Annotated in this window: 26 protein-coding genes and 1 pseudogene; 15 read left to right on the forward strand and 12 right to left on the reverse strand. The window is 69.3% G+C overall.

The window, feature by feature from the left end:
* Positions 1–70: 70 nt before the first annotated feature.
* Positions 71–688, reverse strand: coding sequence for a TetR/AcrR family transcriptional regulator (locus AC1Z3W_RS16570; protein ID WP_483508013.1), 618 nt, complete (start codon positions 686–688; stop codon positions 71–73).
* A 77-nt stretch (positions 689–765) separates the two neighbouring features.
* Between AC1Z3W_RS16570 and AC1Z3W_RS16575 the strand changes: the two genes are divergently transcribed.
* The 3 genes from AC1Z3W_RS16575 to AC1Z3W_RS16585 all read left to right on the forward strand — a co-directional run bounded on the left by AC1Z3W_RS16575 (position 766) and on the right by AC1Z3W_RS16585 (position 3,044).
* Complete coding sequence (locus tag AC1Z3W_RS16575; protein ID WP_483508014.1) at positions 766–2,226, forward strand: efflux transporter outer membrane subunit; 1,461 nt, start codon at positions 766–768, stop codon at positions 2,224–2,226.
* Positions 2,227–2,379: 153 nt separating this feature from the next.
* Positions 2,380–2,676 carry a type II toxin-antitoxin system RelE/ParE family toxin gene (locus AC1Z3W_RS16580; protein WP_483508324.1) on the forward strand — a complete coding sequence of 99 codons (297 nt, stop codon included), beginning with the start codon at positions 2,380–2,382 and terminating at the stop codon, positions 2,674–2,676.
* 2 nt (positions 2,677–2,678) lie between these two features.
* Positions 2,679–3,044: an addiction module antidote protein gene (locus AC1Z3W_RS16585; protein WP_124833448.1), complete on the forward strand. Its 366-nt coding sequence runs from the start codon at positions 2,679–2,681 to the stop codon at positions 3,042–3,044.
* A gap of 67 nt (positions 3,045–3,111) precedes the next feature.
* Here AC1Z3W_RS16585 and AC1Z3W_RS16590 read toward each other — a convergent pair whose 3' ends face one another.
* The 4 genes from AC1Z3W_RS16590 to coxB are packed head-to-tail and all read right to left on the reverse strand — an operon-like array spanning position 3,112 to position 8,786.
* Positions 3,112–4,695 carry a c-type cytochrome gene (locus tag AC1Z3W_RS16590; protein WP_483508015.1) on the reverse strand — a complete coding sequence of 528 codons (1,584 nt, stop codon included), beginning with the start codon at positions 4,693–4,695 and terminating at the stop codon, positions 3,112–3,114.
* Positions 4,686–5,087 carry a cytochrome C oxidase subunit I gene (locus AC1Z3W_RS16595; RefSeq protein WP_124833450.1) on the reverse strand — a complete coding sequence of 134 codons (402 nt, stop codon included), beginning with the start codon at positions 5,085–5,087 and terminating at the stop codon, positions 4,686–4,688. Before AC1Z3W_RS16595 ends, AC1Z3W_RS16590 begins: the two co-directional genes overlap by 10 nt.
* Positions 5,084–7,723, reverse strand: a complete 2,640-nt coding sequence (ctaD, locus tag AC1Z3W_RS16600) for a cytochrome c oxidase subunit I (RefSeq protein WP_124833451.1) — start codon at positions 7,721–7,723, stop codon at positions 5,084–5,086. The genes AC1Z3W_RS16595 and ctaD overlap by 4 nt, the downstream gene beginning before the upstream one ends.
* Before the next feature lie 16 nt (positions 7,724–7,739).
* Positions 7,740–8,786: a cytochrome c oxidase subunit II gene (gene coxB, locus AC1Z3W_RS16605; RefSeq protein ID WP_483508016.1), complete on the reverse strand. Its 1,047-nt coding sequence runs from the start codon at positions 8,784–8,786 to the stop codon at positions 7,740–7,742.
* Between the two features lie 247 nt (positions 8,787–9,033).
* Between coxB and AC1Z3W_RS16610 the strand changes: the two genes are divergently transcribed.
* Both AC1Z3W_RS16610 and AC1Z3W_RS16615 read left to right on the forward strand, forming a co-directional pair.
* Entirely contained in the window at positions 9,034–10,017 is a 984-nt protein-coding gene (locus tag AC1Z3W_RS16610; RefSeq protein ID WP_483508017.1) for an SDR family oxidoreductase, read from the forward strand.
* Between the two features lie 5 nt (positions 10,018–10,022).
* Positions 10,023–11,801: a glycoside hydrolase family 15 protein gene (locus tag AC1Z3W_RS16615; RefSeq protein WP_483508018.1), complete on the forward strand. Its 1,779-nt coding sequence runs from the start codon at positions 10,023–10,025 to the stop codon at positions 11,799–11,801.
* 69 nt (positions 11,802–11,870) lie between these two features.
* Here the strand turns inward: AC1Z3W_RS16615 and AC1Z3W_RS16620 are convergent, their stop codons facing one another.
* On the reverse strand, positions 11,871–13,697 hold the full coding sequence (locus AC1Z3W_RS16620) for a thiamine pyrophosphate-requiring protein (protein WP_483508019.1): 1,827 nt from the start codon (positions 13,695–13,697) through the stop codon (positions 11,871–11,873).
* A 167-nt stretch (positions 13,698–13,864) separates the two neighbouring features.
* Between AC1Z3W_RS16620 and AC1Z3W_RS16625 the strand changes: the two genes are divergently transcribed.
* From AC1Z3W_RS16625 to copM, 5 genes are read left to right on the forward strand one after another with little or no spacing between them, the layout of a single operon-like run.
* Positions 13,865–14,965 (forward strand): enolase C-terminal domain-like protein, encoded by a 1,101-nt coding sequence (locus AC1Z3W_RS16625; RefSeq protein ID WP_483508020.1) that lies wholly within the window; start codon positions 13,865–13,867, stop codon positions 14,963–14,965.
* A 49-nt stretch (positions 14,966–15,014) separates the two neighbouring features.
* Entirely contained in the window at positions 15,015–15,866 is an 852-nt protein-coding gene (locus AC1Z3W_RS16630; RefSeq protein WP_483508021.1) for a hypothetical protein, read from the forward strand.
* Positions 15,863–16,522: a gluconate 2-dehydrogenase subunit 3 family protein gene (locus tag AC1Z3W_RS16635; RefSeq protein ID WP_124833458.1), complete on the forward strand. Its 660-nt coding sequence runs from the start codon at positions 15,863–15,865 to the stop codon at positions 16,520–16,522. The genes AC1Z3W_RS16630 and AC1Z3W_RS16635 overlap by 4 nt, the downstream gene beginning before the upstream one ends.
* Positions 16,512–18,182, forward strand: coding sequence for a GMC family oxidoreductase (locus AC1Z3W_RS16640; RefSeq protein WP_483508022.1), 1,671 nt, complete (start codon positions 16,512–16,514; stop codon positions 18,180–18,182). The genes AC1Z3W_RS16635 and AC1Z3W_RS16640 overlap by 11 nt, the downstream gene beginning before the upstream one ends.
* Before the next feature lie 59 nt (positions 18,183–18,241).
* On the forward strand, positions 18,242–18,640 hold the full coding sequence (copM, locus tag AC1Z3W_RS16645; protein WP_483508023.1) for a CopM family metallochaperone: 399 nt from the start codon (positions 18,242–18,244) through the stop codon (positions 18,638–18,640).
* A 142-nt stretch (positions 18,641–18,782) separates the two neighbouring features.
* Here the strand turns inward: copM and AC1Z3W_RS16650 are convergent, their stop codons facing one another.
* Entirely contained in the window at positions 18,783–19,208 is a 426-nt protein-coding gene (locus AC1Z3W_RS16650; RefSeq protein ID WP_483508024.1) for a hypothetical protein, read from the reverse strand.
* A 635-nt stretch (positions 19,209–19,843) separates the two neighbouring features.
* Between AC1Z3W_RS16650 and AC1Z3W_RS16655 the strand changes: the two are divergent.
* A pseudogene (locus AC1Z3W_RS16655) lies at positions 19,844–20,161 on the forward strand (TolC family protein); the annotation flags it as partial.
* A gap of 33 nt (positions 20,162–20,194) precedes the next feature.
* Here the strand turns inward: AC1Z3W_RS16655 and AC1Z3W_RS16660 are convergent.
* The 3 genes from AC1Z3W_RS16660 to AC1Z3W_RS16670 form a co-directional block, all read right to left on the reverse strand.
* On the reverse strand, positions 20,195–20,749 hold the full coding sequence (locus AC1Z3W_RS16660) for a GNAT family N-acetyltransferase (RefSeq protein WP_483508025.1): 555 nt from the start codon (positions 20,747–20,749) through the stop codon (positions 20,195–20,197).
* A 351-nt stretch (positions 20,750–21,100) separates the two neighbouring features.
* Complete coding sequence (locus AC1Z3W_RS16665; RefSeq protein ID WP_057927012.1) at positions 21,101–21,322, reverse strand: hypothetical protein; 222 nt, start codon at positions 21,320–21,322, stop codon at positions 21,101–21,103.
* A 65-nt stretch (positions 21,323–21,387) separates the two neighbouring features.
* Positions 21,388–21,756 (reverse strand): HPr family phosphocarrier protein, encoded by a 369-nt coding sequence (locus AC1Z3W_RS16670; protein WP_242431825.1) that lies wholly within the window; start codon positions 21,754–21,756, stop codon positions 21,388–21,390.
* 261 nt (positions 21,757–22,017) lie between these two features.
* Here AC1Z3W_RS16670 and AC1Z3W_RS16675 point away from each other — a divergent pair, with 261 nt between their 5' ends.
* Together AC1Z3W_RS16675 and AC1Z3W_RS16680 are read left to right on the forward strand one after the other, a co-directional pair.
* Positions 22,018–22,362 (forward strand): zinc ribbon domain-containing protein YjdM, encoded by a 345-nt coding sequence (locus tag AC1Z3W_RS16675; RefSeq protein WP_044843445.1) that lies wholly within the window; start codon positions 22,018–22,020, stop codon positions 22,360–22,362.
* Positions 22,363–22,408: 46 nt separating this feature from the next.
* Positions 22,409–23,245, forward strand: coding sequence for a class I SAM-dependent methyltransferase (locus AC1Z3W_RS16680; protein ID WP_057927011.1), 837 nt, complete (start codon positions 22,409–22,411; stop codon positions 23,243–23,245).
* A gap of 23 nt (positions 23,246–23,268) precedes the next feature.
* Here the strand turns inward: AC1Z3W_RS16680 and AC1Z3W_RS16685 are convergent, their stop codons facing one another.
* Positions 23,269–23,454 carry a ribbon-helix-helix protein, CopG family gene (locus AC1Z3W_RS16685; protein WP_057927010.1) on the reverse strand — a complete coding sequence of 62 codons (186 nt, stop codon included), beginning with the start codon at positions 23,452–23,454 and terminating at the stop codon, positions 23,269–23,271.
* 377 nt (positions 23,455–23,831) lie between these two features.
* On the opposite strand from AC1Z3W_RS16685, the gene AC1Z3W_RS16690 reads away from it, so the two are divergent.
* Positions 23,832–24,182, forward strand: a complete 351-nt coding sequence (locus AC1Z3W_RS16690) for a hypothetical protein (protein ID WP_057927009.1) — start codon at positions 23,832–23,834, stop codon at positions 24,180–24,182.
* Positions 24,179–24,391, forward strand: coding sequence for a DUF2909 domain-containing protein (locus AC1Z3W_RS16695; protein ID WP_044843449.1), 213 nt, complete (start codon positions 24,179–24,181; stop codon positions 24,389–24,391). Before AC1Z3W_RS16690 ends, AC1Z3W_RS16695 begins: the two co-directional genes overlap by 4 nt.
* Before the next feature lie 175 nt (positions 24,392–24,566).
* On the opposite strand, the gene AC1Z3W_RS16700 is transcribed toward AC1Z3W_RS16695, so the two are convergent.
* Complete coding sequence (locus AC1Z3W_RS16700; protein ID WP_124833462.1) at positions 24,567–24,764, reverse strand: DUF2970 domain-containing protein; 198 nt, start codon at positions 24,762–24,764, stop codon at positions 24,567–24,569.
* Between the last annotated feature and the right edge of the window lie 70 nt (positions 24,765–24,834).

Here is a 24,834-nt window from a genome sequence, read left to right on the forward strand (position 1 = left end):
GACGAAGTGTTCGGGGCTTTCATTGTGGATCTAGTGACTAAAATAGTCAATGGTCACAAACGGTGACGTATCACGGAGCCAGGCTGCGCAGAATGAGGTTCGACAACTGGGCGGGCGCGGCGTCGGTCGTGTCGAGGTTGTATTGCAGCAGCAGCGGATTCAGGTACGGGCGCATCACCAGGTAGATCGCCATCGCGGTTTCGTCCAGTGGCGTCTTGCGCTCGAACTCGCCGTTCTGCCGGCCTGCCTGAAGCACGTCCTGCAGCAGTTTCTGCACGCGCCCTTCGTAGGCCTGCACCGACTGCCAGTTCCCGGTGGCGGCCGAGGCGGCGATGTCGTACAGCTTGCGGTCGCGGAAGAACAGCCGCAGGCTCGCTTCGGTAAAGACCTTGAACATCCGCCGCAGCTTTTCGGTGGGCAGTTCGGCCTCGGCAACGGCCGCGCGCACCTCGGTTTCGATCTCGTGCAGGCAGTTCGCGCAGATCATTTCGCCGATCGCCTGTTTCGATTCGAAGAACTTGTAGATATAGGCCTTCGAGAAGCCGATCGCCTTCGCGAGATCGGACACGGTCGTTTTCTCATAGCCGTACCGGCTGAAATGCTCGGTGGCGGCAACGACGATCTGGTCCCGGACGTCATGGTCGGCCGGCCCCCGCGCGGGGGCCGGGGAGGAAGCGGTTTTTTTCATGGGCTGCAGCCGACAGGATGGACAACGAGTGACTATTTGGTATTATAGTCACTATTGAATTCTTGCGAAAAACCGTCATGCTACCCAAACCCGTCGTTGCCGCGGTTCTTGTTGCCGTCCTGTTGGCGGGTTGCGCCGTCGGTCCCGACTACATGCGCCCGGACGTCGCGATGCCGCAGCGGTTCCTGGGCCAGGCCGCCATGGACCAGCGGCACGCGGCCGCCGATGCCGACCTCGCGACGTGGTGGACGGGGTTCGGCGATCCGCAACTGACGCGCTACGTCACGCTGGCTCTGGCGCAGAACCTCGATCTCGTGCAGGCCGCGGCACGCGTCGCGCAGGCGCGCGCGGCGGTGGGGGCGGCGAATGCGGCGCTGCTGCCTTCGGGCAATGTGACCGGCCAGGCGGCGCGCGTCTACCAGTCGGTCGAAACGCCGTTGGGACGCGTGCTGAACTCAGCGCCGGGTTTCGACCGTCACGGCAGCGACTATGAGGCCGACTTCAACGCGAGCTGGGAGCTGGACGTGTTCGGCGGGTTGCGCCGCGGCCGCGAAGCGGCGCTCGCCGACTATCAGGCGTCGGAAGCCGGTGCGGTGGCGACGCGCCTTGCCGTCGCCGCGCAAACCGCGGACATCTACATCACGATTCGCGGGTTGCAGGGCCGGCTGAAGGTCGCGCGGCACCAGGAGCAGACCGAGCAGGATCTGCTGTCCACCATCAATCTGCTGTATGGCAAGGGGCTCGCGGCGGAGCTTCAGGTCAGGCAGGCCGAAGGCGCGCTCGCGCAGGTTCGCGCCACGGTGCCGGTGCTCGAAGCGGCGCTGGACACGGCGATGAACGCGCTCGACGTGATGCTCGGTTCGCAGCCCGGCACGCATCGGGCGGAATTGCTCGACGGCGGCGACGTGCCGGTTGCGCCGCGCATCGCGGCGACGGGAACGCCCGGTGAACTGCTGAGGCGGCGGCCCGACCTGATCGTGGCCGAGCGGCGCGTGGCGGCGGCGAACGCGCGCATCGGCGTGGCCATCGCCGAGTATTACCCGAAGTTCTCGTTGAGCGGATTGATCGGTAGCGCGACGACGATGGGCGCGGGCAACCTGTTTACCGGCGGCGCCAACCAGGCGGCGGGCGTGCTCGGCCTGCGCTGGCGCCTGTTCGACTTCGGCCGGATCAATGCGCAGATCGCGCAGGCCAAAGGGCAGGATGCCGAAATGCTGGCCGCGTATCGGCTTGCGGCGCTGCACGCGACCGAGGACGTCGAAAACGCGTTCTCGGCGCTCGTCAAGCGCGACGAGCAGGCGGCCGTTCTCGCCGGCGGCGTGGATTCGCTGGGCCGGGCGAGAGCTGCGTCGTTCGCGGCGTACCAGAAAGGCGTCGTCAGCCTGATCGAGGTGCTGCAGGCCGACGAAAACCTGCTGCGCGCGTCCGACCAACGCGTGCATGCGCAAACCGAATTCGCACGCGCGGAGGTCGCCGCGTTCAAGGCGCTCGGCGGCGGATGGCAGGCACCGGAAGCCGAGGCCGTCGCGAGTCGGTAGCGGTGTCGTGGAACCGCTGATCGGTCGGGCCCGACGCACGCCGAATGCAGATGGCGTCGAGCGCCTTGCTTCAGGTGCGCCCGCAGCGCCTGCGGCTCCGACGAGCAGGGCGGAGCGATAGCGAAATTGTCCCCTATGGGTTACAATCACTCGATGTTCAGAGTCCTGACCACCCCCCAATTCGACAAATGGCTCGACGGCCTTCGCGACCCGGTCGGGAGCGCCGCGATCAACCTGAGCCTCGAGCGGGCAAAGCTCGGCAACCTTGGCCAGTGGCGGGCGATCGGCGACGGCGTCAACGAAATGAAGATCGATGTAGGGCCGGGGTATCGGGCCTACTTCGTGCGGCGCGGAAAGATAATCGTCGTGGTGTTGTGTGGCGGGGACAAGTCGACGCAGAAGAAGGATATCAAGACGGCGAAGCAAATCGCCGCCGAACTGGAGGATTGAATATGAAAATCAGCGAACTGGCCGAATTCGATGGCTCGAAGTACCTGAAGGATGACGAAGCGATTCGTCACTACCTGGCACAGGCGTTCGAAGACGGGGATCCTCGACTGATCCAGGCCGCGCTCGGGAACGTCGCGAAAGCGCGTGGCATGACCGCGTTGGCGCGCGAGTCCGGCGTCAAGCGTGAAGCGCTCTACCGTGCGCTGTCGGAAGGCGGGAACGCGGAGTTTGCGACGGTGATGAAGGTCGTCGCAGCGCTGGGATTGCATCTGACCGTTGCACCGACCACGCCCGCGGCCGAATTGGCTCCGGCGCCCAAACCGGCCCCGCGCTCGCGCTCGCACGCACGTGCGGCGGCCCATGGATGATGCCGTCAGCGGTCGACCGTATTGATCCGCGCCGGATTGCGCGGGACGACCAGCGCACAGCCCGCCGCTACCGATGTATCGCCCCGCGCAACCGCCTCACCTCCTGCTCCGACACCGGCGCGGCGCGATTGCCCCACGCGCCGCGCACGTAGCTGACCACAGCGGCGATCTCGCTGCTCGTCAGCGCGCCGCGCATCGCGGGCATCCGCTGCACGGGGCCGTTCGTGCCGGGCGCCGGCCGCGCGCCTTCGACGACGATCCGGATCGCGCTCGTCGGATCGGCCGCGAGCACGGCCGAATTGCCCGCGAGCGGCGGCCCGTGATCGCGCACGCCCGTGCCGTCCGCACCGTGGCAACGCGCGCAGAACCCCGCATACATGCCGGCGCCCGGCGCCTGCTGACCGCCTTCCGGCCGCGGCCCGGCGGCCGTCAGCCGCGGGACGCCGATGCCCAGCGGGCTCGTCGCGGCAGTCGGTTGCGCGGGCAACGATTTCAGGTACACGGCGATTGCGTGACGATCGTCGTCGCTGAGCAGCGCGGTGCTCTCTTCGACGACCGGCGCCATCGCGCCGAACACCGCGCCGCGCACCGCATGGCCGCTGCGCAGAAAGGCGGCGAGGTCGTCGATCGTCCAGCGGCCGAGGCCGTCCGCATCCGCGCCGGTCAGGTTCGGCGCGAACCAGTGATCGTTGATGCCGCCGGTCAGGAACGCCGGGCTGTGCTCGTCGTAGCCGCGCTCGTTGTAGGCCGGCCCGCGCGGCGTATGGCACGCGCCGCAGTGGCCGAGCCCCTGCACGAGATACGCGCCGCGATTCCATTGCGCCGATTGCGACGGTTGCGGCACGAACCGGTCGCGGTTCGCGAACGCGAGGCTCCATAGCCCGAGCGCCCAGCGCTGGTTGAACGGAAACGGCAGCCGCGTGCGCTTTGCCGCGTTCGCGGACGGCGCGACGCCGCGCATGAAATACGCATAGAGCGCGCGCACGTCGGCGTCGGTCATGCGCGCGAACGACGGGTAGGGCATCGCCGGATACAGCCAGCTGCCGTCCGCGCGCACGCCGCGCCGCAACGCGTCGTCGAACTGCTGCAGCGTGTAGTGGCCGATTCCGTGCGCCGGATCCGGCGTGATGTTCGGCGCATAGATCGGCCCAAACGGCGAATTTACCGGCTGGCCGCCCGCGTACGGCGTGTGATCGGGCGCGTCGTGACAGGCCGCGCAGTCGCCGGCGAGCGCGAGGTAGCGGCCGCGCGTGATCGTCGCGGCGTCGGCGTCCGCGGCGGCAGCGGCGACCATCGGGCGTCGGGCCGCCTTGGCCGATGCCGCGTCCGACGGCGCGGCGGGCGATGAGGCCGACACTGCCGACGCAGCCGACGCCGGCGCGGCAGGCTGCCCGGAAAGCCTGCGATCCTCTTTCGCGCGAGCCGACATCGACGCACCGGCATCGGCCGCCGACGCACCGATCCGCACGAAGCGCCAGCCCGACGCGGGCTCGGGTGCTTCCGCCGCCGACGCGGCGTCGGCCGTATCGCTGGCGGACGCAGGATGGTCGTCGTGCTGCATGTCGCATGCAGCGAGCGCGACGCACGCGGCGAGTACGGCGCCGATCGCGCGCCCTGGAAAGCGGAACGAAGCGATCGAGATCAGCGCCATGGACTGCACGGCCCCACGAAAGCCGTCACGATCCCGGTGAACACGAGACCGATCACGAACCCGAGCGCGGCGAGCATCCCGCAGCGCGCGAGAAAGCGCGTGCTGTCGTCACGCGTCGCGGCCTGGACATTGGCGTCATGCCTGCGTTGCCACGTGCGCACGAGCCACGTGGCAAAGACGGCCGCCAGCGCGAACGCGCACGCGGCGATCAGTGCGAGCCACACGCCCACGTGCGCCCAGCGCGGCACGGCCTGCGCGACGCCGAGCGGATAGCACGCGGTCGACGCGAGCGTCTCGGACGCGAGCATCTGCGCGAACCACAGCGCGGGCGCGCCGACCAGGCCGGCCGCGATCGCCAGCAATGGGGACCACGAGCGTCGCGTGCCGTTCATCCCGATCTCCTGAGCCAGTACGGGGACACGTACAGCGCGGTGAAGATGAACAGCCACACGATGTCGACGAAGTGCCAGTAGAGCCCGCCGACCGTCAGCGCGACGGACCGCTCGCGGCCGAAGAAGCCGGCGGCCGTCCACCCGGCGAGCAGCGCGAGGATGACGAGGCCGGCCACCACGTGCGCGAGGTGGAAGCCGGTGATCGTGAAGTACAGGCTGCCGTACAGGTGCGTGGTCGGGCCGTACGGATGAGCGCGCCACTCGTGCAGCTGAACGAGCGCGAACGCGACGCCGAGCACCAGCGCGCCGGCGAGCGCAGCCACTGCACGCGGCCGCTTGCCGGCCCGCACCGCGCGCTCGGCGAGCCATACGAACCCGCTGCTCGACAGCAGCACGACCGTGTTGCCGGCCGCGAGGCCGATCTTCGGCATCCCTTCGGGCGGCCACGGCGCGGCCGATTGCGACTGCAGGTAGAAGTAGCAGAACAGCAGGTAGCCGAACAGCCCGGCCTCGGTCACGATCAGCGTGACGACACCCCACCAGCCGCCGGCGCGCTCGCCGCAGCTGCCGACGGGCAGCGGTTCGACGCACGCGGCCGGCGCGCCCGGCAACACCGTCGCCGACGGCGGTTCGTCCGGATGAAGCCCGGCGGCGGCCGCGGGCACCTGCGTGCTGTCGCGGGCCGGCAGGCGCGCGCGCTGCCCCAGCGCACGGCGCGGCCACAGCCATACGGCGGTCCCGATCGCGCAACCGGCGATGGCCGTGCAGCCGAGCGTCGGCGAGCGCGCCAGCATTGCCGCAAACACGGCGGTCGCGAGCAGCGCGAGCACGAACGGCACGCAGCTGTCTTCCGGCATCTTCAGGATCGCGCTCGGCGTTGCCGCGAGCGGCGTGACCGCGAGCGCCTCGCGGCCGTCGGCGAGCCGGTAGCCGATCCGCATGCTGGTGCGCTTCGCGTCGTCGCGCGTTTCCCACAGCGGGTGCCGCGACGCGACCAGCGGCAGCACCGCGAAGTTGTACGCGGGCGTTGGCGACGCGACCGACCACTCGAGCCCGGCCGCGCCCCACGGATTCTCGCCGGCGCGTGTGCCGCGCCGTGCGCTGACGAGCGCGTTGACGACGAACATCACGATCCCGATGCCAAAGACGAACGAGCCGATCGTGGTCAGCAGGTTCGACGTGTCCCAGCCCATCCCGGACGGATAGGTATAAATGCGGCGCGGCATCCCGAGCAGCCCGGAGACGTGCATCGGGAAGAAGCCGAGGTTGAAGCCGACGAGCACGACCCAGAACGTCAGGCGCCCGAAGCGCTCGTTCATCATCCGCCCGGTGAATTTCGGGAACCAGTACGTGATGCCGCCGAGCACGGGGAACACGTTGATGCCGAGCAGCACGTAGTGCAGGTGCGCGACGACGAAGTACGTGTCGGTCAGCTGCCAGTCGAGCGGCACGGCGGCCGTCATCACGCCGGACACGCCGCCGATCACGAACATCAGCACGAAGCCCGCGAAATACAGGAACGGCGTGCGAAACACGGGGCGGCCGGTCCAGATCGTCGCGAGCCATGCGAACACCGCGACCGCGCTCGGGATCGAGATCAGCATGCTCGCTGCGCCGAAGAATGCGAGCGCGAGCGGCGCGATGCCGGTCGCGAACATGTGGTGAACCCACACCTCGAAGCCGATCAGCATCGTCGCCACCGTCGACACCGCGACGGCCTCGTATGCGACGAGCGGCCGGCGGCAGAAGGTCGGCAGCGCGTCCGACACGATGCCCATCGCCGGCAGCACGACCACGTACACCCACGGGTGCGCGAACATCCAGAACAGGTGCTGCCACAGCAGCGGCCGCCCGCCGGTCGCGACGTCGAAGAAGTGCGTGCCGGCATTGCGGTCGAGCCACAGCAGCAGGAACGCGAGGCTCACCGACGGCACCGCGACGAGGTTGGCGACCGACGCGGTCAGCGTGCCCCATACGATGATCGGCAGCCGGTCGATCGACATCCCGTGCGCGCGCATGCGCAGCAGCGTGACGACGAAGTTCGCGGCGCCGCCGGTCGTCGAGATCCCGAGCAGGATCATCCCGAGCGCGTAGATGTCGATGTTCGCGCCGGCGCTGTAGTCGAGCGACGTGAGCGGCACGTAGTTGAACCAGCCGCCGTCCGGCACCGCGCCGAGCGGAAAGCTTGCATAGAGGAACAGCCCGGCGAACAGGAACGCCCAGTACGAGAACGCGTTGAGCCGCGGAAACGCCATGTCGCGCGAGCCGAGCATCAGCGGCCACAGGTAGTTCGCGAAGCCGGACAGCACCGGCAGCGCGTACAGGAAGATCATCGTGACGCCGTGCATCGTGAACAGCGAGTCGTATTGCGCGGGCGTGAGCAGCGTCGCGTTCGGCCGCGCGAGCTGGATCCGCATCACGAGCGCCTCGACGCCGCCGAGCAGCAGGAACGCGAACGCCGTGACGATGTAGCGCAGCCCGATGCGCTTGTGGTCGACCGTGCCGAGCCAGCCGCGCCAGCCCGGCTCCGATTCCCACAGCTCGGCGAGCGCGCGCTCGTGCGCGGAGCCCGGCGGCGCTTCGCCGAGGTCGGGCACGCGGCTGAGCGGCGTGGGCGTGTCGCGGGCAACGGCCATCGTCGTCTTCCTCCGTTCAGTGCAGCGTTGCGAGATACGCGGCGAGATCGTCGGCGTCGCGCGGCGCGAGCGCGAACGACGGCATCAGCGTCTGCGGCTTGACCTGCTGCGCATGTTCGATCCAGCGCCGCAGGTTCTCGGGCGTGTTGTCGAGCGTGCCGGCCGCGAGCAGCCGGCGCGACCCGAGATGCGACAGGTCGGGGCCCGCATCGCCTGCCGCATCGGTGCCGCGCACCGCGTGGCAGCCCGCGCAGCGCGCGGCGAACACGTGCCGGCCACGCTGCTCGGCGCCGGCCGCGGGCGCGCTCGCCGGCTGCCGCTGCGCGGCCAGCCACGCGCGAAACGCGTCGGGCGGCTCGGCGACGACCTCGAACGCCATGTGCGCATGCTGCGCGCCGCAATACTGCGAGCACTGTCCGCGATAGACGCCCGGCCGGTCCGCCTGCAGCCACTGGTGATTCGTCTGGCCGGGGACCGTCTGCGTCTTGCCGGCCAGTTGCGGGACCCAGAACGCGTGGATCACGTCCGCGCTTTTCAGCTCGATCGCGACGGGTTCGCCCACCGGGATGTGGATCTCGTTCGCGGTGACGAACGCGGCGCCGCTCGCGTCATCCGGATAGCGGACGGCCCACCACCAGTCGTGCGCGGTGACGACGATCGTCAGCGCAGGCGGACGCGGCGGCGACGCCACCGCACCGAGCACGCGCAGCATGTATACGAGTGCACCGAACAGCAGCACGATCGAGATCGCGGAGCCGACCGTCACGATCGCCAGCCCGCCGCCGGGGCTGTCGCCTGGCTGCGCGCGGTGGCGAAACATCGCGACCAGCAGCAGTACCGCGATCGCCATGCAGACGAGCATGCACAACGCGAGCAATGCCCACCCGAGCACGAATACCGGCCCCGCGGCCGGGCCGGCTGCATGGGCGACGTACGCGAGCGGCAGCGGCCCGGCGGGGGAGGCGGGCGCGTCGGCCGCACGTGCGGCCGCCGACGCGGTGACGCACGCACCAGCGGCGAGGCACGCGATTCGGCGCGCTTTGACGAACAGCGGAACGACCAACGCGACTCCTTGCCGGATTCGGCGGCATGGCGACAGGCCGCTCGCGGCAGAGCAATTCCCGTGCGTGCGCGGCGCGCTGACGGTCGGCCCGGCTATTGCGGACGCAACGGCCCGCGCGTTACAGCCGGCTTGTAAATTTGGCGACCGTTCACGGTGCGCACCCGGATCGCACGGCTCGCGTGGTGCGCGGCACGCCGCTTGCTACGCCGATTGCCGGCCACCATGAAAAAAACGGGAGGAATCAATCGTGAAGACCGTCGCGATCACCGGCGCGAGCGCCGGCGTCGGCCGCGCGACCGCCCACGCGTTTGCGCGGCGCGGCGTGAACGTCGCGCTGCTCGCACGCGATCCGCGCGCGCTGCACGACACCGCGTGCGAAGTGCGCGTCTATGGCGTCGAAGCGCTGCCGATCGCCGTGGACGTCAGCGACGCCGCCGCGCTCGATGCGGCGGCCGAACGCATCGAGAACGAACTCGGCCCGCTCGACGTGTGGGTCAACAACGCGATGGTGACCGTGTTCGCGCCGTTCGACGAGATTGCGCCGGAAGACTATGCGCGCGTGACCGCGGTCACCTACCTCGGCTGCGTGTACGGCACGCGCGCAGCGCTTGCGCGGATGGCGCCGCGCAATCGCGGCACGATCGTGCAGGTCGGCTCCGCGCTCGCGTACCGGTCGATCCCGTTGCAGGCGCCGTACTGCGGCGCGAAGCACGCGATCCGCGGCTTCACCGACGCGCTGCGCTGCGAGCTGCTGCATGCGCGCAGCCGCGTGCGCGTGACGATGGTGCAGTTGCCGGCGATCGACACGCCGCAGTTCGATTGGGCCGAATCCCTGTTGCCGAATGCGCCGCGTCCGGTCGCGCCCGTCTATGCACCGGAGGTGGCGGCAGAGGCGATCGTCGAGGCCGCGCGCCATCCGTGCCGCGAGCGCTGGGTCGGCTGGTCGTCGCTGGCCGCGATCGTCGCGAACGCGCTCGCGCCCGGCTGCTTCGACCGTTATCTCGCGCATTCGGCTGTGCGCGGCCAGCAACGCAAGACGCCCGCCGGCCCGCGCGAATCGAACCTGTGGCACACCGTGCCGGGCCGCCATGCGACGCGCGGCGCGTTCGGCGTCGAAGCGCACCGCACCGGTGCCGAGGCAGGGCTCGGCACGTCGCGCGCGCTCGCGTACGGCGCGGTGTTCGCGATGCTCGCGGCCGCCTTCGTCGCCGCGCGCAAGCTCGACCGGTGAGCGCGATGCGAATCGAGGACTACGCGTTGATCGGCGACGGCCGCAGCGCCGCGCTCGTCGCGTGCGACGGCAGCATCGACTGGCTGTGCTGGCCCGACTTCGACTCGCCGCCATGTTTCGCCGCACTCGTCGGCACGCCCGACAACGGGCGCTTCCGCGTCGCGCCGCGCGAGCCGGATGCGCGCGCGACGCGCCGCTACCTGCCCGGCACCGCGGTGCTCGAAACGGCGTTCGAGACGTCATCGGGTTGCGCGGTCATGATCGACTGGATGAGCTGGGCCGCGCCCGACCCGTGCCTGATCCGCAGCGTGCGTGGCGAGCGCGGCACGATCGAGTTCGACGTCGATCTCGGCGTGCGTTTCGACTACGGCAACGCGTTGCCGTGGTGCCGCCGTTTCGGCCGGCGCTGGCGGATGATGACGGGCGGCGATGCGATGTGGCTCGATGCCGACACGCGCCTCGACGTGCGGGACGACCGGCTCGTCGGCACGCAGCGCATCGCGGCGGGCGAGCGCGCGGATTTCTGCATCAGCTACGCGCGCTCGTACGACCGGCCGCCGTCCGTGCCGGATCCGTACGCGTCGCTGCGCGACACACAGGCGTTCTGGCGCGCCTGGTCGAAGTGCAACGCGGCGCAAGGCCCGTATCGCGACGCGATCGAGCGCGCGCTGATCACGGTGAAGCTGCTGTCGAGCGTGCGCACCGGCGGCATCGTCGCGGCGCCGACGAGCTCGCTGCCTGAACGCTTCGGCGGCGCGCGCAATTGGGATTACCGGTTCTGCTGGCTGCGCGACGCGAGCTTCACGCTGCGCGCGCTGGTGCGCTGCGGCTACCGCGAGGAGGCGGCGCGCTGGCGCGACTGGCTGGTGCGCGCGATCGCCGATCACCCGGCGCAACTGCAGGTGCTGTACGCGGCGGATGGCGGCCGGCGCGCGGACGAATGGGAAGCCGCTCACCTGGCCGGCTACGAAGGGGCGCAGCCGGTGCGCTTCGGCAACGCGGCGGCCGAACAGCTGCAGCTCGACGTGTACGGCGAGGTGCTGGCCGCGCTGTACCAGGCGCGTCGCCACGGGTTGCCGCCCGACGACGACGCGTGGACGCTCGAGCGGCGTCTGCTCGAGCATCTGGCGACGATCTGGCGCGAGCCCGACGAAGGGATCTGGGAAGTGCGCAGCGGCCGGCACCAGTTCACGTCGTCGAAGGTGATGGTGTGGGCGGCCGTCGAAAGCGCGTACCGTTCCGCGCGCGCGTTCGGCCATCATGCGCCGCTCGACGAATGGCGGCGCTGGGCCGATACCGTGCATGCGGACGTGCTCTCGCGCGGCTATCACGAGAAGCTCGGCCGCTTCGTCGAGCGCTACGACGGCGACGGGCTCGACGTGAGCCTGCTGCTGATTCCGCTGACGGGGATGCTCGATGCGGCCGACCCGCGCGTCGCCGCGACGGTGGCCGCCATCGAGCGAGATCTGGTCGAGGATGGCCTGCCGTTCCGTTATCACCCTCCGCGTTTCAATGATGGTTGCGAGGGCAACGAGGGTGCGTTCGTCGCGGCCGGGTTCTGGCTCGCGCAGGTGTACCGGATGCAGGGGCGCGAAGACGATGCGCATGCGCTGTTCAAGCGGCTGCTGGGCCTGCGCAACGACGTCGGTCTGCTGGCCGAGGAATACGACGTGAAGGCGCAGCGCATGTGCGGGAATTTTCCGTTCACGCTCGCGCAGGTCGGACTGGTCAACGCGGCGCTCGCGCTGCAGGGTGACGGACCCGACGACGTCGATATCGGTTGACGCGCCGCACCGCACCGCGCGGGGCAGGTCGGCACCGCGAACGCGCCGTGCCGCCCCACCCGTCATCCGCTACGACTCGTGCCTGCCTCCCTTGCCGCCATGATCGCCGTTGCCCGGCAACACGGCCGACAGCACCTGCCGCGCGGTCTCGACGATCACGTTCGCTTCGCGCGCGTCGCCCTTGACCAGCGTTTCGGCGAAATGCTTCGCCTGCTGCAGCGTCACGTGCGGCGGCAGCGGCGGCACTTCCGGATCGCTCTTCACCTCGAGCACGACCGGACGGTCGGACGCGAGCGCCTCGTCCCACGCGGCGCCGAGCTGTTCCGGATCGTCGACGTAGATGCCCTTCAACCCGAGCAGCGTCGCGAAGCGGTAGTACGGCACGTTCGGAATCTGCTGCGACGCGTCGAACTTCGGATCGCCTTCCATCACGCGCTGCTCCCACGTGACCTGGTTCAGGTCCTCGTTGTTCAGCACCATGCAGATCCAGCGCGGATCGGGCCATTGCCGCCAGTACTTCGCGACGGTGATCAGCTCGGCCATGTTGTTCATCTGCATCGCGCCGTCGCCGACCATCGCGATCACCGGGCGCACCGGATACGCGAACTTCGCGGCGATCGCGTAGGGCACCGCCGCGCCCATCGACGCGAGTCCGCCGGACAGCGAGCCCATCATCCCGCGGCGGATCATCAGGTCCCGCGCATACCAGTTTGCGCAGGACCCCGAATCGCTCGTCAGGATCACGTCGTCGGGCAGCCGCGGCGACAGCTCCGTGAAGGCGCGCTGCGGATTCACGCCGCGCCCCGGGCTAGCCTTCGCGGCCGCGCGCGCGGCCAGTGTTTCGTGCCAGTCCGCATTCCATTTCGCGATCCGGTCGCGCCAGCCGGTGTCGCTGCGCGCCTTCAGCAGCGGCAGCAGCGCGCGCAGCGTCTCGGCGCTGTCGCCGACGAGGTTCACCTCCATCGGGTAGCGCAGGCTCAGCATGTCGGCCTTCAGGTCGATCTGCACGCCGCGCGCCTGGCTTTCCTTCGGCAGGAATTCGGAATACGGGAAGCCCGAGCCGACGACGAACAGCGTGTCGCATTCGGTCATCAACGCGTAGCTCGGCTTGGTGCCGAGCAGCCCGATCGAGCCGGTCACCCACGACAGATCGTCCGGCAGCGCGGCCTTGCCGAGCAGCGCCTTCGCGGCGCCCGCGCCGAGCCGGTCGGCCACCGCGATCACCTCGTCGGTCGCGCGCAGCGCGCCGGCGCCGATCAGCATCGCGACCTTCGAGCCCGCGTTCAGCACGTCGGCGGCGCGCTGCAGGTCGTCGGCGTACGGCACCACCTTCGGCGGCGTGTAGCCGACGCCTGAATGCACGGTACCGTGCGCGCGCTTCGGCGGCACGTAGTCCAGTTCCTGCAGGTCGTTCGGCAGCACCAGCGCGGTGACCGTGCGCGCGCCGAGCGCGATGCGCACCGCACGGTCGACCAGGTGGCGCACCTGGCCGGGCACCACCGCAAGCTGCACGAAAGCGCCCGCCACGTCCTTGTACAGCGCCGGCAGATCGACTTCCTGCTGATAGTGGCCGCCGAGCGCCGCGCGCGCCTGCTGGCCGACGATCGCGAGCACCGGCATGTGATCGAGCCGCGCGTCGTACAGGCCGGTCACGAGGTGCGCGGCGCCGGGGCCCGAGGTCGCGACGCATACGCCGAGCTCGCCTGTAAATTTTGCATGCGCGGATGCCATGAAGGCCGCCATCTCCTCGTGGCGCGCCTGGATGAACTCGATCTTGACTTCGGCCCGGCTGAGCGCGCCGAAGAAGCCATTGATGCCGTCGCCCGGGTAGCCGTATATGCGGCGCACGCCCCAGTCGTACAGCCGCTCGACGATGAAATCCGCCACTGTCGCCATGCCGTTTCTCCTTGGTTCGGGATGAGCCGATAAGCCGCGCACAGACCGTCGGCTTGCGCGGCGTTGCCGGGCGTCGCGCAAGGCGCGTGCCGTGCGAAGGCGCCGGGCACGGGCGTTGCACGCGGGTGCTGCAGGCAAAAAGCAAGCAATCCGGAGCGCAACCAACGATGGCACTTTCCGACGCACCGGCGATCGACGACGTGCGCGCCCGCGCGTACCGCGTGCCGACCGACCGGCCCGAAGCCGACGGCACCTATGCATGGCATGCGACGACGATCGTCGTCGTCGAGATCGACGCGGGGCCCGTGACGGGGCTCGGCTATACGTACACCGATGCGAGCGCCGCGCCGCTCGCGATGTCGCTGCTGGCCGACGTGTTGCGCAACCGGCCGCTCGTCGACATCCCGGCTGCCGTCGATGCGCTGTGGCGCGCGGTGCGCAACGTCGGGCGTGCCGGCCTCGCGGCGACCGCCATTTCCGCGCTCGACGTCGCGCTGTGGGACGCGAAGGCGAAGCTCGCCGGCGTGCCGCTCGCGATCCTGCTCGGCCGCCTGCGCGAACGCGTGCCCGTATACGGCAGCGGCGGCTTCACGACCTACGACGACGCGACGCTCGCCGCGCAACTCGACGGCTGGCGCGGCGAACGCATCGGCGCATGCAAGATCAAGATCGGCGTGCAGGATGCGCGCGATCCGTCGCGCGTGCGCGTCGCGCGCGACGCGCTCGGCCCGGACGTCGAGCTGTTCGTCGATGCGAACGGCGCGTATGCGCCGCGCACCGCACTCGCGTTCGCGGCGGCGGTGGGCGATTGCGCGATCCGCTGGTTCGAGGAACCGGTCAGCAGCGACGACGTCGACGGCCTGCGGTTCGTGCGCGAGCACGTCGGTGCGAGGGTCGATGTCGCGGCCGGCGAGTACGCGTATACGCCCGACGATTTCCGGCGCCTGCTCGAAGGCCGCGCGGTCGACGTGCTGCAGGCCGACGCGACGCGCTGCGGTGGCGTGAGCGGCTTTCTCGCGGCCGCCGCGCTCGCCGATGCGCATCACGTCGACCTGTCCGCGCATTGCGCGCCGGCGCTGCACCGGCACGTCGGCTGCGTCGCGCCGCGCATGCGCCACGTCGAGTGGTTTCACGATCACGTGCGGATCGAGCGAATGATGTTCGACGGCGCGCCGACGCTCGTCGACGGCGCACTGGAAATCGACGCCGCGCGCCCCGGGCTCGGCCTGGAATTGCGCGCGGCCGACGTCGCGGATTTCGCGCTTTGAATCCGGGGCGCGGTACGACCGCTACGTCCGTCACGACGAAGGAGGCACGATGCGACACCCCCGACACCGCGCGGCCGAGCACGACACGTTGCTGGCCGATGCCGCACGCCTGCTGAACCGCAGCGCGCTGCTGCTCGCCGGCTCGGTGCTCGCCGACAGCGGCGTCGAGCACTATCGCGGCACGATCCACAACCGCGCGATGATCGCGCCGCTGGTGTCGTCGACGCTGTCGGTGCTCGCGAGCGTGCACGGCCACGCGGACGACACGCCCGAGCGCCATCGGTTGCGCGACGCGGTGCACGTGGCGTCGGCCGCGGTAGGCATCGCCGGATCCGCGTTCCACGTGTACAACGTGACGAAGCGGCCGGGCGGGTTCAGCTGGCACAACCTGTTCTACGGTGCGCCACTCGGCGCGCCATTCGCGCTGCTGCTGTCGGGCCTGCTCGGCGCGGCCGGCGAGCGGCTGCGCGCGTGTCCGGCCGACGCGCCGCGCCTTGCCGGGCTGCCGGCCGGCCGCGCGCTGGCCGCGCTGGTCGCCGCGGGGCTCGTCGGCACGCTCGGCGAAGTCGGGTTGCTGCACTTTCGCGGCGCGTTCCAGCATCGCGCGATGTTCGTGCCGCTCGTCGTGCCGCCGGTGGCTGCATTGACGGCCGCGCAGCTCGCGCTGTCGCGCCCGTCCGCCGACCGGCGCGTCTGCCGCTGGTGGATGCGCGCGACGGCTGTGCTCGGCTTCGTCGGCGTCGCGTTCCACGCGCGCGGCGTTGCACGGCAGATGGGCGGCTGGCGCAACTGGTCGCAGAACGTGCTGTCGGGGCCACCGCTGCCGGCACCGCCGAGCTTCACGGCACTCGCGATCGCCGGCCTCGCCGCGACCGCGCTCGCCGAACGGGAGGCGCGATGAAGCATCCGAACGACAAGCCGGTCGCGCTGCCCAGCTATTCCGGATACGACGTGCTCGCGAAGCGCGATACGCCGTCGTGGAACGACGCGACGCGCAGCGCGATCGACGCACGGCTGCGCGTCGCCGCGAGCGCGCCGCGTCATCTCGATGCCGAACAGTTCGTGACCCTCGGTGCGCTATGCGAGCGGATCGTCCCCCAGCGGAAGGGCGTCGTCGGGTCGGTGCCCACTGCGGCGCTGCTCGACGCACGGCTCGCGACCGACGAAGGTGACGGCTTTCGCGATGCGCGGCTGCCGCCGCTGCGTGCGGCGTGGCACACGGGCCTCGCCGCGCTCGACGCGATGGCGCGCCATGCGCACGATCGCCCGTTCGCGTCGCTCGACGCGCAAGACGCCGATGCGCTGCTTGATGCGGTCCAGCACGGCAGGATCGACAGGGCCGTCGAATCCGCGTGGGCCGGCATGGACCCGCGCACGTTCTTCGCGAAGCGCGTGCTGATGGACCTTTGCGCCGCGTACTACAGCCACCCGTTCGCATGGAACGAGATCGGGTTCGGCGGACCGGCGAGCCCGCGCGGCTATGTGCGCATGGATTTCAACCGGCGCGATCCGTGGGAAGCGCAGGTGGACGGGGAGGGCGATCGCGATGGCCGCTGACGATCCGCTATCCGCCGGCAAGCCGCGCGGTTGCGACGGCCGTGCGCCCGACCCGCTGCGCGTCGGCGGCTGGTCGCCGATGCGGATGTTCCGCGCCGACGACCCGGTCGACTTCGTGATTGTCGGCACCGGCGCGGGCGGCGGCACGCTGGCGTGCCGGCTTGCCGAACACGGTTTCTCGGTCGTCGCGCTCGATGCGGGCGCCTGGTGGCGGCCGCTCGAGGAATTCGCGTCCGACGAAGCGCACCAGCACAAGCTGTTCTGGACCGAAGAGCGGATCTGCGACGGCGAGAATCCGCTGACCCTCGGCAGCAACAACAGCGGGCGCGCGGTCGGCGGCAGCACCGTGCATTTCGCGATGGTGTCGCTGCGTTTCCGGCCCGAGTGGTTTCGCTCGCGCACGGCGCTCGGCTATGGCGTCGACTGGCCGCTCGACTGGCGCGAGATGTGGCGTTACTACCGCGAGGTCGAGCAGGCGTTGAAGATCAGCGGGCCGGTCCATTACCCGTGGGGGCCGCCGCGCCCGCGCTATCCGTACCGTGCGCACGAACTGAACGCGGCCGCGCTCGTGCTCGCGCGCGGTGCCGAGGCGCTCGGCATCGACTGGACGCCGACGCCGCTCGCGACGCTGTCCGCCCCGCGCGGCCGCGCGCATCCGTGCGTGTATCGCGGCTTCTGCATCTCCGGTTGCGCGACCAACGCGAAGCAGAGCGCGCTCGTCACGTGGATTCCGCGCGCGGTCGCGGCCGGCGCCGAAGTGCGCGATCTCGCGATGGCGCTGCGGATCGAGGCCGAAGGCGACCGTGTGACCGGCGTGCATTACCGGCGCGACGGCCGCACGCATTTCCAGCGCGCGCGCAACGTCGTCGTCGCCGGTTACGCGATCGAGACGCCGCGGCTCCTGCTGCTGTCCGCGAATGGACGCCATCCGCAGGGGCTCGCCAACAGCACGGGCCTCGTCGGCCGCTACATGATGGCGCAGCTGAACCAGGCGTCGTGGGGGACGATGGACGACGAAGTGCGTTGGTACAAGGGTCCGCCGTCGCTGTCGATCACCGAGCACTGGAACTACGCGGACGAAGGCAAGGACTTCTTCGGCGGCTATTGCTGGATGAGCCAGGGGCCACTGCCGATCGAGTGGGCGAGGAAGCTCGCCGGGCGCGGGCTGTGGGGCGACGCGCTCAAGCGCGAGATGGCGCGCTACAACTTTCAGGCCGGGCTGAAGATCGTCGGCGAGACGCTGCCGCGCGTGGAGAACCGCGTGACGCTCGCCGACGAGCGCGACGCGTTCGGGTTGCCGATCGCGCGCGTCACCTATTCGTACGACGACAACGACCGCCGGATGATGCGTCACGCGTTCGCGCAGATGGGGTACTCGCTCGAAGCCGCCGGCGCGCGCGACATCTGGCACGAACAGGACGACACGTGTCACCTCGCGGGCACCGCGCGCATGGGCGACGACCCGGCGACGAGCGTCGTCGATGCCGACTGTCGCAGCTGGGACATCCCGAACCTGTGGGTCTGCGACGGCTCGGTGTTTCCGACCGTCGGCGGCGTGAACCCGTCGCTGACGATCCAGGCGATCGCGTGCCGCACGGCCGATCGCATCCGCGCGCTGGTGGCGCGCGGCGACGCGCAGGCGCGCGCGCGGTGGCGGTGAACGCCGGCCGCCGCGCGACATGTGCCGCCCCTGTCTTTCATTCATCGAGGAGCCTCGACATGCATCCATTCACTCGTCGCCCGGCGCGCGCGAACCGCCACTGTGCCGCGTACGCGCTGCTGGCCGCGACCGTCGCGGCAGCCGTAGCGCCGGCCTGGGGCCAGCTTCGCCCGCCCGACGCCGCGATCGTTCCCGATACATCGACGCAAGCGTACAAGCGCGCCGACCGCAGGATGATGGACGCGATGGAGGGCGCGCGCTACACGGGTGACGCCGATCGCGATTTCGTGTCGCACATGGCGCCGCACCATCAGGGCGCGATCGACATGGCGCAGGTCGAGCTGAAATACGGAAAGGATCCGATGCTGCGCAAGCTCGCGAGCCGGATCGTTGCCGCGCAGCGCGACGAGATCGCGCTGATGGAGCGCTGGCAGAAGGCGCACGGCGCGACGCCGTGAGCGCAGGGCATGACGCGGTGTGCGCGCTGCCGTCGGTTACGTTGCGGCGGCTGCGCTCGTGCAGGCGGTGCGGACAGCGAACCGCCGCGCGTCGGGATTTCCGGCGGGCATTCCGGATTTCGGCGCAATCTCAAAATCGCAACTAACGGTCAGCCGCATTCCCGCCCACGACACGGACACGCACGTGCTGGGGTAGCACACATCGCGCAACGTCGATGTGTAAACCCGCTTGCAGAAGGCGAGTTCCGTACCGCACTGTTCGCGCGGCGGCGGCGGCGACGCACGCATCCGCTTTCACGCCCGGCGTCTCGTTGCCGACGGAGTTCGCCGCTCCCGGAATTTTCAAGCGCTTGTCATTTCGTTCGCGCGCCGGCGTCCGGTGTGGCCGTTCGTCGGGTCGAGGCGCCGACGCGTCGTCGTCGGAGGGGGCCGGCTTGCCTTCGGCGGGGTCGTGCGCGCTGCGCGGCGGCGGCGTGTCCGTGCCGTGGCGCTTGCCTTCGGGGCCGGGCGTGCTGTCGCCGCGGTCCTGTCCTTGCGAGTCGGTGTCGAGGGAGGTCGCTTGTGTCATCGGGGCGGGTCTCCTTGATGATCGGATCACGCCGTGCATTGCGCGTGCCGGCGGCATCCGTCGTACGACACGTCGGCCGGGCGCGTCGTTTGCTTGTGTACACGCTCGAGGCAGGCGCGTGCAATGCCGCACGCGAGTGCCGCCTTGAGCGATATCTCATGCCTGAAGCGATCCTGTTTCCGTTGTCCGTTGACGAGCGATCGCGCGTCGGGTTCCGGCGCGCGCTCACCCCGGGACGACGCGGCACGCCGGCGTGGTCGACCGGTTTCCCGGCGCCATACGCGAACGCTGCGTCGTCTATGATCGGGCCATCGACCGGGCTTGTATCCCCGACCGTCTACCGCGCCGGCAACGGCGGCAACCGTGGGCACACCGGAGAGGGTCGCCACGGCGAACTCGACACGGACGCGCCGGGCGGCGGCGGAGGCGACGGCCATCCGCACGACGATCGCGGCGGCCGCACCGGTGGCGATGGCGGCGGCGACAACGGAAAAGGCAAGCGCGAACGCTGGTGGCCCGGCAGGAAACCGTTGATCATCGTCGGCGCGGTGGTGTTCGCGCTGGTGACCGCAGGACTCGCGTGGTGGCTCGCGACGCGCGACCAGGGAGGCGCCGACTACGCAAATACCGGCGGCAACGCGCTGGCCGTCTACCGCACCGACCAGACGCGCGCGGCCGCGCTCGATGACGCGGTGAAGGCCGAGCAGGGTGCGCTGGAACTCGCGCGCGATCGTTACCGGAAGGGGCTGTCACCGTTCCTCGACGTGCTCGACGCCGAGCGGCAATGGTCGGAGGGGCAGCAGGCGGTGCAGGGTGCGTTGCAGACGACGACCGATCTCGTCGCGCTGTACAACGCGCTGGGCGGCAGATGGCAGACGGCCTGCGCGGCGGCGGGTACGACTACGGTCGGTGCGACGCCGCCTCCTCAAGGAGAGACGACCCGCGCACGCTAGCCGCGGCGCTGCTGCCGGAGCGCGGTATCGCGCTTATCGGCACACGCGCGAAAACAGCAGCGAATCGGCGTCGTTGAAGCGGATCCGCACCGGATCGGCATACCCGGACTTCTCCGCGACGCGGATCGACGCGACGTTGGTCGGCGCGATCAGGCACACGCTGCGTTCGAACCGGTTCTGTGCATCGAGCCAGCCGAGCGCATGCGACAGCGCTTCGGTCGCATAGCCCTTGCCGTGCGCCCAGCTCGCGAGCGCCCAGCCGGCTTCCGGCACGCCGCGAATCGACGGCGCGACCGCGCGGTGGAAGTCGGCGAAGCCGAGATCGCCGACGTAGCGGCCCGATGCCTTCTCGCGAATTGCCCAATAGCCGTAGCCGAGCAGCGGCCACAGCCCGCGATACGCGAGCAGCCGCATCCACGAGTCGCGCGGCGCCGACGGCTTGCCGTTGAAGATGTGCGCGACGACGTCCGGCTCGGCCCACATCGCGGCGAGCGCGTCGAAGTCGCCGAGCGGATGGCCTGCGAGGATCAGGCGAGGGGTGTCGAGCACGGGCGGGGACGTGACGGGCGGCAGGGCGCTGGATGTCATCGGGCGTTCCATGGGGAAAGGAAGGCGAGGGCGGCGCTGTGCGCCGCCCTCGGGCCCCGTACGATACCGCGGAAACCCGGCGCGGCCGCAAATCCCCGTGTACCTCGGGGATTGCGATCGCGTGCGAGTGGATGATCGCCGTGAACGTCCGACGGCGCAGGCACGGCCGAGCGACCGCATGACGACCTCGCGGCCTGAGCGTGGCGCCGGGCGCTCAACGAATGCGGGGCATTCGGCGGCAGCGTGTTTCGGAAGTCACGCGCGGCGGACTGTTGGCGAGCTTCTTCCCGGAGAACATGGGCGCGCTCGCGCGCTTCGCATGAAGCGGCATCGCGCCCGTGCCGGCGATGCCTACTTCCGGCTCTTCAGGAAGTTGCGCCCGTGCGCGGTGATCGACGCGCCGGAGCGGCCATTCGTGGCATGGCTGACGAAGCCCGCGCCGACGAGTTCCTGCGCGACCGACCAGCCGAGCGCCGGCGCATCGCGACCGTAGCGCACATCGGCGAGACGCTCGAGCGCCCAGATTGCGGAGGCCGACAGGTTGGGGGTGCTGGACATGACGTTGTCGTTCATCGCTTCCTCGGAGAGTGGTGATTCAGGGTGAACGGCACGAGGCCGTGGGATCGGGCGACGCGGTGTCAGCCCGCCTGGAGCAAAGGCAGCAGCGCCTGGAGCGCGGCTTCCTCGTCGGGGCCGGTGGCGAGCACCTGCGCGGACGTGCCGCCATGCATCTGCAGCGCCGCGATGGCCGTTGCGTCCTTCGCGCTGCCGCTGAGCCCGTTGGCGAGCAGCAGGATGTCGCTTTCGAAGCGGTGTGCCGCCGCGACGATCGCGTCGCGCGACGTCATCGCGCGGCTGCGGTTCCACGCGGCGCCGATTTCAACGTAGACAACGGTTGCCACGATGCGGATCAGCCTCGGGGAAAGTTGCCGGAACGGCGTGCAATGGCCGGCCGGCAGCACGGCGGGCGTGCGCGGAATGCGGCTTCCCGACAGGGCGCCGGGCATTGCGCGCCCGGCGCCGGGGCATCATTCATCTCGAACATGTCGACATCCTCAGTGAAACCGCCATCAAGTCCGGCGAATGATCGAAAGTGGGTGATTATAATACGGCAGCCGGTTTATGTGTATTGCATTATAATGTTGTGTGCGTGATGCGCGGCCCGTCGGTCTGTCGACGGCTGCGCGGCACGCGCAGCCCGGGCCGCGCGCTTGCATGCCCGGCATTTTTTATCGATTGACCCGAACTCCCACTGAATGGAAGCTGCAATGAACGCCGCCCCCGCCTGCCCGCAATGCGCGATGGAAAACACCTACCCGGACGGCACGCTGTACGTGTGCGCGGACTGCGGTCATGAATGGTCGGCCGGCGCCGGCGCCGAAGCGGGTGACGAACCGGCGGGCGACGTCGTCAAGGACGCGAACGGCAACGTGCTGTCGGACGGCGATTCGGTCGTGCTGATCAAGGACTTGCGCGTGAAGGGTTCGTCGATCACGCTGAAGATGGGCACCAAGGTCAAGAGCATCCGTCTCGTCGGCGGCGATCACGAAGTCGATTGCAAGACCGACATGGGCGGCTTCATGCTGAAGGCCTGCTATCTGAAGAAGGTATGACCGCACGCGGTACGAACGACTCTCCGATCAACCGGGCCTGCCGAGCATGAGCGAGGATCGAATTTCCTATGACGCGTTCCTGCGGTTCCTGGCGATGCCGTTGAACGACGGCCGTCCGTTCGTGCTCGAGACGAAACACGCGGTGTCGCTGCACTTCGACCACTTCGGCACGCAGAGCTTCATGTCGCTGAAGGATCCGGTCAGGCTCGAACTTGGCTATACGCGCGTGATGATGGGTTTCCTGCTGCTGCAGCCGGTGCCCGCGCGCATCTGCATGATCGGGCTCGGCGGCGGATCGCTCGCGAAATACTGCTATCGGCAACTGCCCGGCGCGGCGATCGACGCGGTCGAGATCAACCCGGAGGTGATCGCGCTGCGCGACGTGTTCAGGATTCCGCAAGACGACGCGCGCTTCGCGGTGGTCTGCGCGGACGGCGCCGACTACGTGGCAAGGCCGGAGGTTCGGGCGGACGTGATCCTGCACGACGCGTTCGTCGCCGACGGCATGCGGGGCCGCTGCACGGGCACCGCCTTTCTCGATGCGTGTCGTGCACGGTTGAGCGAAACGGGCGTGCTCGCGATCAATTTCATGGACGACGATCCGGCGTTGCCGCGGCATCTCGAGCAACTGCGCACGGTGTTCGACGATTCATACGCACTGGTGCCGTGCGGCGACGACAACAACTTCATCGCGTTCGCCTGGAAGAACGGCAATCCGCTGCCGTCGCTGCGGATCCTGCTCGAGCGCGCACTGGGGTTCGGATCGGCCGGCGAGCTCAAGCTGTCGGCCACCGCCCGGCGCATGAAGGCAGGGGAATGCATTGATCCCGAACGGCTCGTCTGGCGCGCGCGTGAACATGCCCGATGGGAAATCTGCGCGTGACGGCGCCGTGGGTTCGACCGCGCTTACTTCACCCGCTTGCCGAGCGCGCTCTTGGTCTTGTACGTGACGCCGTGTTTGTCGAGATACTCGCGGATCAACTGCCGCACGACTTGCGACGGCGTCAGATCCTGCTCCGCGCAGAGCATGTCGAACGCTTCTTTCTTGGCAGGGTCGATCAGGACGGTCAGGCGGGCGGTTTTCGTTTCCATCGTGAGGCAGGGGTGGTCGATATGTTAATCAAATTATAATCCATTCGCTTTCGGTGTCATGTCCGAATGCGCCATTGCGGTGCGCGCGGATTCAACACCGGCGTTCGCGTCACGCGAACCGGTCGTCGATCACGGGCATGGCCGCGAGCGTCACGCCGCGCGGTCCGTCCGCCCAAGGCACCGGGTGCTCGCATCATCCGCAAAATGTGATAACGAGATTATCATGCTCTGTTAGTCGCTTTAAGTACAATGTCGGCCGGCACGGCCGGCCCCGGCTTGTCCGGGCGGCTACGTCGTCCGCGCGACCGGTTGTCCTGCTTCCGGCTCCACACGGGCCGCGTGTGCCGCTACTTCGCCGCTACTTCGATATCCGCCTCATGACTCCGATCAAGTTCGTTCTTCGCTACACGGCGATTCCCTTCGCAGCCATCGTGGCCGTCGTGGTGTGGGCCGTCGTGCCGTCGTCGAAAGAGATCGACGCGCGGCAATATGCGGCGCTGTCGCGCGGATACGCGAGCTTTCCGCTACCGTTTCGGCATGAGATATCGGAAGCGATGGAGCAGGGCAGGATCAGCGACCGGCGTTACCAGACGCTCGTGCGCGATTCGCTGGGTAATGGCGTGGCGCTGGACTGGCCGGCGTCGGGCGTCGCCGACGTCGCTGCCGAGCGGCAAGGGCTGGCCGAACTGCTGAAGGCCGATTCGGGTCTGGAGGAACACAAACAATGAAGATTGCGCTGGTTTCGGCGGCTTTCGTGATGATTATCGGAAGCCTGGTTTTCGCGTTGTATTTCATGAATCACGACCGCGGCGGGAGCAAGCGGATGGCATGGTCGCTGGCGGCGCGCGTCGGATTGTCGATCACGCTGTTCCTGTCGCTGCTGATCGCGTACCGGCTCGGGTGGATCGAACCGACGGGGCTGCCGATCGGGCGGTGATGCGCGGCATTCGCGCGAGCGTCGACCGGCGCACCACGCACGCTGCCGCGTGAATGTGCGTGCGGCTGCCGGCAGATCGAAGCGACCGATGTTCACGCCGCGTGCGCGTTCGGGTTCGGCGAATACGGAAGCCCGAGATGCGCGCGCGGCGTCGCCCATTCGTTGCGGCGAACCGTCAACCGACGACCCAATGAACGACTAACAACAGCAGCGCAATGAATGCGCCAAGCGCAACGAATGCGGCAATGACGACAGCGAAGGGGTTGAGCTGCGTTGCATCCGCTTCGAGATTTTTTCGTTTGTTGACGCCGAGAAACGCCAGGAAGACTGCGCGGAACGCACGAACGATCTGGTCTTTACCTTTTTCAGCCATACAGTTTTTCCTTCGCCTCAATAAAAGTTGCAGGGATATCGTGCGGCGCGAAGCGTGTGGGCATCCCGTT

The sequence above is a fragment of the Burkholderia sp. 10_S31 genome, assembly GCF_056930375.1.